This window comes from Bradyrhizobium lablabi (assembly GCF_001440475.1).
GTDB lineage: Bacteria > Pseudomonadota > Alphaproteobacteria > Rhizobiales > Xanthobacteraceae > Bradyrhizobium > Bradyrhizobium lablabi.
Map to the genome: position 1 here is coordinate 1 of NZ_LLYB01000096.1, position 12,040 is coordinate 12,040.

Annotated in this window: 14 protein-coding genes and 1 pseudogene; 7 read left to right on the forward strand and 8 right to left on the reverse strand. The window is 61.5% G+C overall.

Features of this window, described 5'->3' with window-relative positions; all coding sequences use genetic code 11:
* Positions 1-308 precede the first annotated feature (308 nt).
* The gene (locus CQ14_RS28140) at positions 309-1,274 is read left to right on the forward strand and encodes an NAD-dependent epimerase/dehydratase family protein (RefSeq protein ID WP_057861084.1); all 966 of its coding nucleotides are present in this window, start codon (positions 309-311) and stop codon (positions 1,272-1,274) included.
* A 139-nt stretch (positions 1,275-1,413) separates the two neighbouring features.
* On the opposite strand, the pseudogene CQ14_RS28145 reads toward CQ14_RS28140, so the two are convergent.
* The 3 genes and pseudogenes from CQ14_RS28145 to CQ14_RS46855 form a co-directional block, all read right to left on the reverse strand.
* Positions 1,414-1,806, reverse strand: a pseudogene (locus tag CQ14_RS28145) (IS5 family transposase); the annotation flags it as partial.
* A gap of 22 nt (positions 1,807-1,828) precedes the next feature.
* A complete protein-coding gene (locus CQ14_RS28150) occupies positions 1,829-2,788 on the reverse strand; it encodes a D-2-hydroxyacid dehydrogenase family protein (protein ID WP_057861085.1) in 960 nt (319 codons plus the stop codon).
* Positions 2,789-3,270: 482 nt separating this feature from the next.
* Positions 3,271-3,474 (reverse strand): hypothetical protein, encoded by a 204-nt coding sequence (locus CQ14_RS46855; protein WP_082650060.1) that lies wholly within the window; start codon positions 3,472-3,474, stop codon positions 3,271-3,273.
* Between the two features lie 230 nt (positions 3,475-3,704).
* Between CQ14_RS46855 and ettA the strand changes: the two genes are divergently transcribed.
* Positions 3,705-5,354 (forward strand): energy-dependent translational throttle protein EttA, encoded by a 1,650-nt coding sequence (gene ettA / locus CQ14_RS28160; RefSeq protein WP_057861087.1) that lies wholly within the window; start codon positions 3,705-3,707, stop codon positions 5,352-5,354.
* A 138-nt stretch (positions 5,355-5,492) separates the two neighbouring features.
* Here the strand turns inward: ettA and CQ14_RS28165 are convergent, their stop codons facing one another.
* From CQ14_RS28165 to CQ14_RS28175, 3 genes are all read right to left on the reverse strand, one after another.
* Entirely contained in the window at positions 5,493-6,107 is a 615-nt protein-coding gene (locus CQ14_RS28165) for a hypothetical protein (protein WP_057861088.1), read from the reverse strand.
* A 57-nt stretch (positions 6,108-6,164) separates the two neighbouring features.
* Positions 6,165-6,737, reverse strand: a complete 573-nt coding sequence (locus CQ14_RS28170; RefSeq protein WP_057861089.1) for a glycoside hydrolase family 19 protein — start codon at positions 6,735-6,737, stop codon at positions 6,165-6,167.
* Positions 6,738-6,823: 86 nt separating this feature from the next.
* The gene (locus CQ14_RS28175; RefSeq protein ID WP_245320565.1) at positions 6,824-7,489 is read right to left on the reverse strand and encodes a hypothetical protein; all 666 of its coding nucleotides are present in this window, start codon (positions 7,487-7,489) and stop codon (positions 6,824-6,826) included.
* A gap of 113 nt (positions 7,490-7,602) precedes the next feature.
* Here CQ14_RS28175 and CQ14_RS28180 point away from each other — a divergent pair, with 113 nt between their 5' ends.
* Positions 7,603-8,190 carry a TIGR00645 family protein gene (locus CQ14_RS28180; RefSeq protein WP_057861091.1) on the forward strand — a complete coding sequence of 196 codons (588 nt, stop codon included), beginning with the start codon at positions 7,603-7,605 and terminating at the stop codon, positions 8,188-8,190.
* 78 nt (positions 8,191-8,268) lie between these two features.
* A complete protein-coding gene (locus tag CQ14_RS28185; RefSeq protein WP_057861092.1) occupies positions 8,269-9,459 on the forward strand; it encodes a lytic murein transglycosylase in 1,191 nt (396 codons plus the stop codon).
* Positions 9,460-9,648: 189 nt separating this feature from the next.
* Here the strand turns inward: CQ14_RS28185 and CQ14_RS28190 are convergent, their stop codons facing one another.
* Both CQ14_RS28190 and CQ14_RS28195 read right to left on the reverse strand, forming a co-directional pair.
* A complete protein-coding gene (locus CQ14_RS28190; RefSeq protein ID WP_057861093.1) occupies positions 9,649-9,921 on the reverse strand; it encodes a hypothetical protein in 273 nt (90 codons plus the stop codon).
* Between the two features lie 265 nt (positions 9,922-10,186).
* Positions 10,187-10,504, reverse strand: coding sequence for a hypothetical protein (locus tag CQ14_RS28195; protein ID WP_057861094.1), 318 nt, complete (start codon positions 10,502-10,504; stop codon positions 10,187-10,189).
* A gap of 171 nt (positions 10,505-10,675) precedes the next feature.
* Between CQ14_RS28195 and CQ14_RS28200 the strand changes: the two genes are divergently transcribed.
* From CQ14_RS28200 to bfr, 3 genes are all read left to right on the forward strand, one after another.
* The gene (locus CQ14_RS28200; protein WP_063800435.1) at positions 10,676-10,960 is read left to right on the forward strand and encodes a hypothetical protein; all 285 of its coding nucleotides are present in this window, start codon (positions 10,676-10,678) and stop codon (positions 10,958-10,960) included.
* Positions 10,961-11,134: 174 nt separating this feature from the next.
* Positions 11,135-11,410 (forward strand): (2Fe-2S)-binding protein, encoded by a 276-nt coding sequence (locus CQ14_RS28205; RefSeq protein ID WP_057861096.1) that lies wholly within the window; start codon positions 11,135-11,137, stop codon positions 11,408-11,410.
* Positions 11,411-11,549: 139 nt separating this feature from the next.
* The gene (gene bfr / locus CQ14_RS28210) at positions 11,550-12,035 is read left to right on the forward strand and encodes a bacterioferritin (protein ID WP_057861097.1); all 486 of its coding nucleotides are present in this window, start codon (positions 11,550-11,552) and stop codon (positions 12,033-12,035) included.
* The last annotated feature ends 5 nt before the right edge of the window (positions 12,036-12,040 follow it).

A 12,040-nucleotide genomic window follows, 5' to 3' on the forward strand; every position in this document is an offset into this window, starting at 1 on the left:
CTGCGGCCGGCCCCGCAGCCGCCCCCGGACCGGCGCAGGCCCAGCTGGCGCCCGTTCCCGGCGCGCAGCAGACGGTCGTTCCGCCGCTGCCCGCACCGGTCACGATTCGCTAAACGGTCTCTTGCCGGACAAGCATTTGAGGCGCGTCGACGGCGCGCCTTTTTTGTTGGATCATCCTTGCCGGGGCAGGTGAGCCCGGCCGAGTTCCGCGCTTCGCACAGATTTCCGCCGCCACGGCATTCGCCCGCTTGATTTCACGTTCGCTCCGACTACCTGCCGCCAGTCGCAACGAACATGAGGATCACGCCATGCGAATTCTTGTTGCGGGCGCCACCGGCGCCGTCGGCCTCCAGCTTGTTCCGCAGCTGATTGCAGCCGGTCATGCCGTCGTCGGCACGACGCGAACGGCAGCGAAGGTCGAACTCATCCGGCGGATGGGCGCGGAACCCGCGATCGCCAATGGGCTCGACGCACAGGCCATTCGCACGGCCGTGTTCTCGACGAAGCCCGAAATCATCATCGATCAGATGACCGATCTCGCCGGAGTAACGGATCTCAGGCATTTCGACCGCGCCTTCGCCACCACCAACAAATTGCGCACAGAGGGCACCGATTTCCTGCTCGCGGCCGCTCGCGAAGCCGGCGTGACGCGCTTCATCGCCCAGAGCTTCTGCGGCTGGACTTACGGCCGCGGCGGCGAAGCGATCAAGACGGAGGCCGATGCGCTGGATCCCGATCCGCCGGAGGAACTGCGCCGCACGCTGCAGGCGATCCAGTATCTGGAGGACGCCGTCACCAGCTCGGCAAGCCCTGAAGGGATCGTGCTGCGCTATGGATCATTCTACGGTCCGGACACCGGCATGCTCTCGCGCGCGATGATCGATCAGGTACGCCACCGCCGCGTGCCGCTGATCGGCGGCGGTGGCGGACGGTGGTCGTTCATCCATGTCGAGGATGCCGCCGCCGCGACCGTCGCCGCCATCGAGCGCGGCAAGCCAGGCGAGATCTACAACATCGTCGACGATGACCCGGCGCCGGTCAGCGAATGGCTGCCTGCGCTTGCCACGCTGGTTGGCGCGAGGACGCCCATTCGCGTGCCGGCCTGGCTAGGCCGCTTGTTCGCCGGCGAGCACCTGGTTTCGATGATGACCGAGGTGCGCGCAGGCTCCAACGCCAAGGCGAGGCGCGAGCTTGGCTGGCAGCCGGCGCATCCGTCGTGGCGTCAGGGATTTGCCGAGGTCGCCAGCGGGGCAACCGCGCAGCACGCAGCGTGAGCGTGGCTCGTTCTACTGTGTCGCAACCGTCAAACCCTCATCCTGAGGAGCTCGCAGAGCGGGCGTCTCGAAGGAGTAGGCCCCGGACGGGGCCTCATGGTTCGAGACGCGCTTCGCGCTCCCCACCATGAGGGGCGGCCTAGGCGGCGTGGACAAATTTGAGCCAGTATCTGGCGGTGGCGAGATGGACCATTCCGAGGAAACTGCTGGGCCAGTTGGTCGTAGCGGTGGCAATGGCGCGGTTGACCTTCAGGTGACCGAACATGCGTTCGATGCGATTGCGCTGCTTGTAGAGCGCACGGTCATGCTCGATCTTTACGCGACGATTTAAGCGACCTGGATTGACGGCCTCGATCTTCCGATCGGCAAGGTCGGCACGAATGGCGTCGGCATCGTATCCCTTGTCCGTGAGCAGGGCGTCGGGCGTGCGCTCGGGCAAGCCGATTAATGCATCATACGCCTTGCAGTCTGCCGCTTCGCCGCCGGTTAGGATGAAAGCGAGCGGTCGTCCAAGGGCATCAGCCAGGCAGGTGCAAGTCAATTCGATCTTAGGGCTAGGCCAGCCGCTGCTTCGGCTCGCCCTTGAACCAGGCGTCGATGCCCTCGACCATCTGCTGGTAGTGGTTGCGGAAGCTGTCCTCGGTGACGTAGCCGAGATGCGGTGTCAGCACCATGTTGTCGAGCTTGCGGAACGGATGGTCGACCGGCAGCGGCTCGACTGCGAACACGTCGACGCCGGCGCCTGCGATCTTTTTCTGCGTCAGCGCTTCCAATAGCGCGCCTTCGTCGACGATCGGCCCGCGCGCGGTGTTGACGAGGTAGGCGGTCGGCTTCATCCGCGCCAGCTCGGCGGCCCCGACCAACCCGCGCGAGCGCTGGCTCAGCACCACATGGATGGTGACGATGTCGGCGGTCGAGAACAACTCATCCTTGCTCACATAGGTGACGCCGACTTCCTTGCACTTCTCCGGCGTCAAATTCGGGCTCCAGGCGATCACGTGCATGCCGAAAGCCTGCGCCAGCTTCGATACTTTGGTGCCGAGCTTGCCGAGGCCGACCACGCCGAGCGTGCGGCCCTCGATCTCCATGCCGACATGGGCCTGCAGGGGCTCGCCGGCATGCATGCGGGCGTTTTCGCGGCCGATATTGCGGGTCAGCTCCAGGATCAGGCCCATGGTCAGCGGCGCCGTGGGGTCGCGGCCCCATTGCGTGCCGCACAGCGTGACCTTGTGATCCTTGGCCGCCTCCATATCGATGGCGGCATTGCGCAGGCCCGAGGTGATCAGGAGCTTCAAGTTGGGCAGCGCGGCGAACATGGTGCGCGGGAACGGGGTGCGTTCGCGCATCGCGCAGATGATCTCGAAATCCTTCAGCGCGCTGGCCGCGGCTTCCGCGGTCGCAAACGGCTGGTTGAACACCGTGATGTCGACGCGATCCCCGACCTTGGACCAGTCGGCGACCTTAAGCGCCACGTTGAGATAGTCGTCGAGGATTGCACAGCGCAGCCGCGTCATGGGGAGGTCCGTTGATGGCGAGGATGACGGCGGGATAGCCGTCCGGGAAGATCGCCATGGTTGCGCGTCTCGCGGCTCAGCGCAAGAAGCTGATGTTCCTCGTTCTACGAACCATGCGGGGGNTCGCACCTCCCCTTTGGTGCGGGCGTTGGTGCGCACCCGACTGTCCTCGTCANATCGCCTCCTGCTCAAGCCGCGATCTCAACCTCCTGCCGCAGCGCGAATAAACCAGTGCGCAAGCGGTTGCCGCCAATGCAGACAAGAACATGCCGGTAGCGATGATATCCGCCGAGCTGATTCTCCCGATATCCTGCTGCTGGAAGAAGGCAAACGCAGCAGCACTAGCTACACATCCGCCGATCAGGAAGTATAGGAAGCCATTCATTGAATTTGCTCCGCCTGACCGCCGGACCGGCGTCGCCCATGATAACAGGGGGAATCGGCGAGCGTCCCCGGCAATTCCGGGATTTACTCGAACCCGTTCAGTTGCGAGGAGCCTGCTTGGCGCGGCAGGCCGGGCCCGGGCCGCGCATATAGTGCAGTTCCGGGCGGTACGGGTTGAATGCCATAGCGATGAACTTCCGCCAGAAGGCGCGGAGTTCTGCCAGGGGTTTTGCTAAGGGTTTTGCCAGTCCGGCGTGTACGTGAGCCGGAGCGGAAAGAGATGCCGAACCGATCGTAGCCATGACGCGGGCCCTTGTTTTGAGACGCCTTTTCCGGCGCTGAAAACGAGTTTTCGCCCGATTTGTTAAAAGAAGGTTACAATTGTCGGGATCTCGGCCCGGATGGTGACCAACCCGTATTCATCCGTGGTGAACGGATGGAAAACGGGTTCCTGCGGTTGCCCTTTGGGAGCCACGCCGCTACATCAGCGGCAGCAAAATTTCCATAAATCCTCCGGTTTCAAGGAAGCGCGATGGCTCGCCAGTTCGTCTATTTCATGCAGGGTCTGACCAAGAGCTACCCGACCCGCAAGGTGCTCGATAACATCCATCTGAGCTTCTACCCGGATGCCAAGATCGGTGTGCTCGGCGTCAACGGCTCGGGCAAATCGACCCTGCTCAAGATCATGGCCGGCCTCGACAACGAGTATACCGGCGAGGCCTGGGTCGCCGAGGGCGCCCGCGTCGGCTATCTCGAGCAGGAACCGCACCTCGACCCCGCGCTCAACGTCCGCGAAAACGTCATGCAGGGCGTCGCCAAGCAGAAGGCGATCCTCGATCGCTACAACGAGCTGGCGATGAACTATTCGGACGAAACCGCCGACGAGATGACGAAATTGCAGGACGAGATCGAGGCCGCCGGCCTCTGGGATCTCGACAGCAAGGTCGACCAGGCGATGGACGCGCTGCGCTGCCCGCCCGACGATGCCGATGTCACCAAGCTTTCGGGCGGTGAACGCCGCCGCGTCGCGCTGTGCCGCCTGCTGCTGGACCAGCCGGAACTTCTGCTGCTGGACGAACCGACCAACCATCTCGACGCCGAGTCGGTGTCGTGGCTGGAAGGCCATCTGCGCAACTATCCCGGCGCGATCCTGATCGTGACCCACGACCGCTACTTCCTCGACAACGTCACCGGCTGGATCCTCGAGCTCGATCGCGGCCGCGGCATTCCCTACGAGGGCAACTACTCGTCCTGGCTGGTGCAGAAGCAGAAGCGCCTCGAGCAGGAAGGCCGCGAGGAGGCCGCGCACCAGAAGACGCTGGCCCGCGAGCAGGAGTGGATCGCGTCCTCGCCCAAGGCGCGCCAGGCCAAGTCCAAGGCACGCTACCAGCGCTATGAAGAGCTGTTGAAGCAGGCGAGCGAGAAGCAGACCCAGACCGCGCAGATCATCATCCCGGTCGCGGAGCGGCTCGGCGCCAATGTCGTCGACTTCGAGGGCTTGAGCAAAGGCTATGGCGATCGCGAGCTGATCGACGATCTTACCTTCAAGCTTCCGCCCGGCGGTATCGTCGGCGTCATCGGCGCCAACGGCGCCGGCAAGACCACGCTGTTCCGCATGATCACGGGGCAGGAAAAGCCTGACAAGGGCACCATCACGGTCGGCGAGACCGTGCATCTCGGCTATGTCGACCAGTCGCGCGACGCGCTCGACGGCAAGAAGACGGTGTGGGAGGAGATCTCCGGCAATAACGAGCTGATCCTGCTCGGCAAGAAGGAAGTCAATTCGCGCGGCTATTGCTCGTCGTTCAACTTCAAGGGCGCCGACCAGCAGAAGAAAGTCGGCGCGCTGTCAGGCGGTGAGCGCAACCGCGTGCATCTGGCCAAGATGCTGAAATCCGGCGCCAACGTGCTGCTGCTCGACGAACCGACCAACGACCTCGACGTCGACACGCTGCGTGCGCTGGAAGAGGCGCTGGAGGATTTTGCCGGCTGCGCCGTCATCATCAGCCACGATCGCTGGTTCCTCGACCGCATCGCCACCCACATCCTGGCCTTTGAAGGCGACAGCCACGTCGAATGGTTCGAAGGCAACTTCCAGGACTACGAAAAGGACAAGATGCGCCGGCTCGGCCAGGACAGCATCATTCCGCACCGCGTGAAGTACAAGAAGCTGACGCGGTGATCTTCCCGGTTGCCAGAGCATGATCCGGAAAAGTGTGCAGCGGTTTTCCCCGGGGACAAACGCGAAGCGTTTGTCCGGAGATCGTGCTCAAGCAAAAAGATCAAGCGGGATAAGGATTCGAAGCAGAGTCATCCCGCTCTAGAAGTCGCTCTCGTTAAGCAACGTGTATGAGAACACGTTCTTGACGTCGGCGGCTTCCTTCTTGCACCGGTCCAGGAAGATCTTGAAATCGTCCGCGTCGGCAAATACCTGGCACCCCGCCGAGTAGTTCGGATTCCTGGTGTCCCAGTTTCCATTGAGCGGGCCCTTGTGGATGTTGATGCCAAACATCCCTGACTGCGGGTTCACAAAGTCCAGTTTGCCGTCTTTGTTTTTGTCCCGGAACACGGTGACTTTCCCGAGCCGCTGGCAGACCGCCATGTGTTTGTTGCCGCTCGCCGGTGAGTGCATCGAGACCTTGTGCGTATCGATATATTGACCTTCCTTCAGGATAGCGGTGCCCGCCGAATTGACTGGATGCTTCAGGTAATGCGGGCTCGGGTCGGTCGTGATCGAGAAATACATCACGTCGGCGGCGCCCGGGATCAGAAAGAATACCGCTATGGTATCGTCGAACTTGTCCGGAGATGCCGTCTTTCGGCGTATCCCGACCAGGTTCAGGCCTCGCTCTCCCTTTTTCTGACCCTTGTAGAGCTTGTATCCCTTGGCGGTCATGACGCGGGTGATTTCGTCGAGAGGCGGTGTGAAAAACATTGTCAGGCACCTCCAGCTAAAAATTGGTTTGCGCAATGATGCCGCGGATGCCGGCGGCTATCCGGTCGTATAGCTGATCGCAGCGTAGTATTGCTTGCCGTAGCCCGCGATCAAATTGGCCTTGTCCTTGCCGTTGACGATACGGCGTGCGTTGACCCAGTCTTCCGTTTCGGCGTTGAAATAGTCGGCAAATTTTTTGTTGGTGAAGCTACCGCGTGTCATCCCGACAAAGAGAATTTGGGTGGCAATCTTGATGTCCAGTGCTTGCTCGGGACGACGTACGAGATCTACACCAAGCAGATCGCCCATCTTCTTGTAGTTCTTGCGCCAGGTCAGTTGTACGAGGCCACGGCCGTAATAGGCCTTGCCTGTTTCCGGATCGATCCTGCCGTACTCCTTGTTCCTGCCTTTTCCATATTCCTCGATTCCGCGGAACGTGCGATCGGTCTCATGGTGCGCGGTTGCGAGTGCGTAGGCCAGCCAGCGGTCGTCTTTCCTGGAGCTGTTGGATTCCCAATAGTCGAGAATGGCCGTGAGACCGACGACCGGCCCGGCTTTGAGCGAACCATTGAAAGCGTGCTGTCGTGCGCAATCGAAAAAAATTGACGATTGATCATTTTCACGATCCACAACTTCATGTATCTTACACAATCTATAATGGAAGGCAATTTCGACGATTGCGAAAAGACAGGATGCGCCGGTTAGGCAAGACAGCATCATTCCGTATCGTGTGAAGTACAAGAAGCTGACGCGGTGAGCAGGCGGTTTCGCAAGTTACCAAACTTGTCGAGGAATGCTTGCGCACGTGGCATTGCATCGTGAAGGAATTGCCCCGGCTCGCGTAGCCACAGCCCTTCGATCTGCCGTGAGCGTTGTTCTGAGATCAGAACCGCTGTCGGCAGATCGACGAGCGTCGCGTCCCAGCCCGGAAAGAACCGGCGGGCACGCCGAAAGGCAAACGACAGCAACTGTGCTTCCGTGGTCAGGCCGTGGTAATCGAACGCGTGTCTGCCATCGCTGACAAAGATATGGTTGCCGGTGTAGCCGGTCGCCGGTTTGATCCAGCGGGCATGGAAGCCGAGGTCGGAATATCTTTCCAGAAATGCGAAGGCCAGCACCTGGCAGGCACCATTCGCGAAGAAATGACGATCGGGCCGGTGCCATCGCCGCACCGGATCGGCCTTGACGTTGATCTTCGGAAAGAACATCGCGCCACTTTGCTGAGTCGGTAGTTTTGGCGAGCCTATCGCATTTCGGGGGGAGGGCGCGTTCCCTTGTTTTCGTCGTACGATCGCTGCGCGGCACGGGGCCGCACGATCAGGCTTGGGAAATTTGCACGCGCGGTCGTACAAGACCGCTGTTTTGCCGTAGAGATCCGGCAAACGTGACGTTCCCGTAACATGCGCTGCGGCCAGTTGTCGCTTCACAGCGCGGACAGATTGCGTAGATATAGACCTCCTTCCGCAATTCGAATCCTCCAGCCGAGCCCTCCCTGATGTCCCTTGCTCTCGAAAGACCCGTGCCGTCCGAAGCTCAGAAGGCCCTGCGTCCGATTCCGCTGCTGATTTTCAGCTCCCGCTGGCTGCAATTGCCGCTGTATATCGGCCTGATCGTCGCGCAGGGCGTCTATGTGGTGCTGTTCCTGAAGGAGTTGTGGCACCTGTTTGCCCACGCCTTCGACTTCAGCGAGCAGCAGATCATGCTGGCGGTGCTGGGCCTGATCGACGTGGTGATGATTTCCAACCTGCTGGTGATGGTCATCGTCGGCGGCTACGAGACATTCGTCTCCCGCCTCAATCTGCAGGGACATCCCGACCAGCCGGAATGGCTCAGCCACGTCAATGCCAGCGTGCTCAAGATCAAGCTCGCGATGGCCATCATCGGCATCTCGTCGATCCATCTGTTGCGCACCTTCATCGAGGCCGGCGGACTGGCGTCCGGCAAGAGCGCCTATACCGAAGTCGGCGTGATGTGGCAGACTATCATCCACACGGTTTTCATTCTGTCGGCGATCGGCATCGCCTATGTCGACAAGTTGTCGAATGTTTCCACCGAACATGCCAAGCACGCCGCCTCGCATTGATAGGCGGCGTGTAAACCAGCTGGAGTTTCGGCTTTGCGAACGGGAGCGATCGCCGCAATTCTGATAGGGGCTGCGGTGATGCTCAAAACGGCGTCTCCGGCGCTCTCCGCCGACGCCGCCTTCACCCAGTTCATCGCCTCGCTGTGGCCGGAGGCGCAGGCTGCCGGCGTGTCGCGTGCGACGTTCGATCGTGAGACCAACGGGCTCGAGCCCGACTACAAATTGCCCGATCTCCTGCTGCCGGGCCGGCCCGCCACCGGCGCGCCGGCGCAGGCCGAGTTCGTGCAGGTGCCGGCCGACTACGTGAAGGAAGCGTCCATCGCGCGGCTCGCGGCCGAAGGGCAGAAGCTGATGCAGAAGCATCGCGCCGCGCTCACCGAGATCGAAAAGCGTTTTGGCGTTCCCGCCAGCGTGGTGCTGGCGATCTGGGGCCGTGAGACTGACTATGGCCGCTATCGGCTGCCCTATGATACGCTGCGCGTGGTCGCGACCCAGGCCTATGTCGGCAGGCGCAAGGATCAGTACCGCGGCGAATTCATCCTGGCGCTGAAGCTGCTCGGCGAGGGCGTCGTGGCGCGCAACGAATTTCGTTCCTCCTGGGCCGGCGCCACCGGTTACACGCAGTTCCTCCCCTCCGAATATTACAAACACGGCATCGATCTCGACGGCGACGGCCGGGTCGACATCTGGCATTCGGTGCCGGATGCGCTGGCCTCCGCCGCGCAGCAGCTCGTCAACAAGGGCTGGCAGGCGGGCGTGCGCTGGGCCTATGAAGTCAAGGCGCCCGCCAATGTCGATTGCACCATGGGCGTGCCCGAGGTGACCAGGCCGATCGCCGAATGGCTGCGCGCAGGGTTCGCGCCGGTGCGCGGGCAGAAATTGAGCGCGGCCGAGCAGGCCCAGCCGGCCTCGCTGTTGCAGGTCGAAGGCATCTACGGCCCGGCATTCCTGACCACCAAGAACTACTTCGTCATCAAGGAATACAATTTCTCCGATCTTTATGTGCTGTTCGTCGGCCATCTCGCCGACCGCATGATCAACCCGCAGCCGTTCGCGACGCCGTGGACCGCCTCGACGCAGTTGCGCAGTGCCGATGTCGAAGCCATGCAGCGACATCTGACGCGCATCGGTCTCTACAAGGACAAGCTCGACGGCAAGGCCGGCATGCAGACCCGCGCGGCGCTGGGGGCGTACCAGAAGTCCGCCGGCCTGAAGGTAGATTGCTGGCCGAGCGAAGCGGTGCTGCGTTCGATGAGCGGGGGACGCTGAGCTGCTTCCCCTCATGGTGAGGAGGCGCAAAGCGCCGTCTCGAACCATGAGGCCACAGACGGGCCTGCATCCTTCGAGACGCCGCTTCGCGGCTCCACAGGATGAGGAATATGCAAACAAAAAAGCCCGGCCGAGAGTATCGGCCGGGCTTCGGATCAGGACGCGCAACTCGCGCGCCGATCGGTCAGATCAGTTGCAGACCTCGACGCGGCGATAGCGCCAGTCGTAGCCGTCCCAGAAGCGCTCGCGAACCATGCGGCACGCCGGGTAGGGCGCCTCTTCCACATACACCGGACCACCATAGGCCGGGCGGCTGGAGGCGATCGCGCCACCAACGATCGCGCCGCCGATCAGGCCGGCAGCCACGCCTGCGGCAACGCCGCGCTGCGCGCTGGCGGGGGTCGAGGCAAGCGAACCGGCAATTGTTGCGACCGCGACGAAGGCAGCAAATGTCTTCTTCATGTCCTGGGCTCTCCTGGAGTGACGCCTTCGGGCGCCGGGGTTTAGGGATGACTCACACGCTGTTTCGAACTGCCGCTTCGCTAAAAAGCGCACATGGGTCAATCGAAAGTAAACGTTCGCAATGGGTGGCCGAAAAAAACGGTATTTTTGGGCCGAAGATGGCAACCATCCCGGAAAGGCCGTGCTTTTCCGGGATGATCGGGCCGCAATTTAATGAAGATGAACGGGCGGTTAGAGCGTTTTTCGCGCGACGCGGGAACCGGCTCTAGTCGCAAACCCTGACGTTGCGGACCCGCCAGCCATAGCCGTCCCAGAACCGCTGCCGCTGCCAGATGCAGGATTCGCCATAGCCGGGATCGGCGACATAAGCCGGGCCGCCGTAATAGCCCGGCGCATAATAGCCCGGACCGCCGTAATAATAGCCGTTCTGGGAGGCAATCGCGCCGCCGACAATGGCGCCGCCGATCAAGCCGGCCGCGACGCCTGCGGCTACGCCACGCTGCGCATGGGCCGGTGCGGGAACAGCCACGGCCGAAACGGTCAACGCGGCAGCGGCGGCGAGCGCCATCAATGTCTTCTTCATGGCCTTACCTTTCTCAACGTGAAGTACATCACGGTTTTGTCGCGGCAAAAGTTCCACGGTTCACTTGAATAATCAATGAACGCCAAGGCGTCCGGCGATGACGAAAACGAGAGGTGAGGCGCGGCACGGGTGCGAAGATACCGAAATGTTCATTGAACGCAGGACACGACGATGAGCGGAATGGCGGCATTGATGGTGGCGATCGGCGGAACGTCGCTGATCTGCTACCTGCTGATGAACCGGGTGCAAAACCGCAAGCCCCGGCGCGAGAGTGCGGGTAGCGACAGCTATGGTACGACTTCCAGCGACAGTTCCGATGGCAACGGCTGGAACCTGTTTTCCTGGAGCGGCAGCGACAGTTCTTCGTCCCATGATTCCGCTTCATCCAGCGATAGCGGCGGAGACAGCGGAGGAGGCGGTGGCGACGGCGGAGGCGGTGGTGGCGGCGGCGATTGAAGCGCCCGGCCAAATCAGCGCGGATTTGATTTACCGCAATACCCACTTTTAGATTCATTCCAGTATTTCGCCGGCATCAGTTTGGAATTGCTTGAAAATGCGCCTTTTCCTTTTGCATCTCACCGCGCTCTTCCATATCGATGAAGCCGCATCACCCAAGGTCTTAACGGTTTCATGATTGTCTGTTCCTGCAACGTCCTGAGCGACCACGATGTCCGGAATGCCGTGAGTGCAGCTTCGGACCTGCCGCGAAATCCCAAGCAGATTTACGGATGCCTCGGCTGCAGCGCCGAGTGCGGCCGCTGCGCGCGCACGATCAAGACCATCATCGACGAAGCGCTGGGCGCCTGCGCCAAAGAATGCTGCTCCGGCTGCCCACACAGCCGCCACGCCGCCAACGACGAACCCGCGCAGGAATCCACTCCGGCGTTCGCCCTCGCGGCCTGCTGAAAGCCCTCTGAATCCCCTGATTTCTTGCTCGTTCCCACCGCTTTCTTTGCGGAACGGTTGCTCTTGGCTCCAAACTGATTTAGAAGCGTTCTAAATTCAGTGTCAGGCAGCCTTTGGCCTGAAAAAATCGGAGTGGACCATGCAGGGCGATCCCAAAGTCATCGACTATCTCAACAAGGGCCTGCGCAGCGAGCTCACCGCGATTAACCAATACTGGCTGCACTACCGGCTCCTGAACAATTGGGGCCTGCTCGACATGGCCAAGGTCTGGCGCAAGGAATCCATCGAGGAGATGGAGCACGCCGACAAGTTCACCGACCGGATCCTGTTCCTCGACGGCTTCCCCAACATGCAGGTGCTCGATCCCCTGCGTATCGGCCAGAACGTCAAGGAAATCATCGAATGCGATCTCGCTTCCGAGATCGCCGCGCGCACCCTCTACCAGGAGGCTGCAACCTACTGCCACAGCGTCAAGGACTATGTCTCGCGCGACCTGTTCGAGCAGCTGATGAAGGACGAAGAACACCACATCGATTTCCTCGAAACCCAGCTCGATTTGATCCAGCGCATCGGCCTTGAGCTCTACACCCAGAAGCACGTGGGTGGGCTGGAGAGCGGGGACTAGCGCTC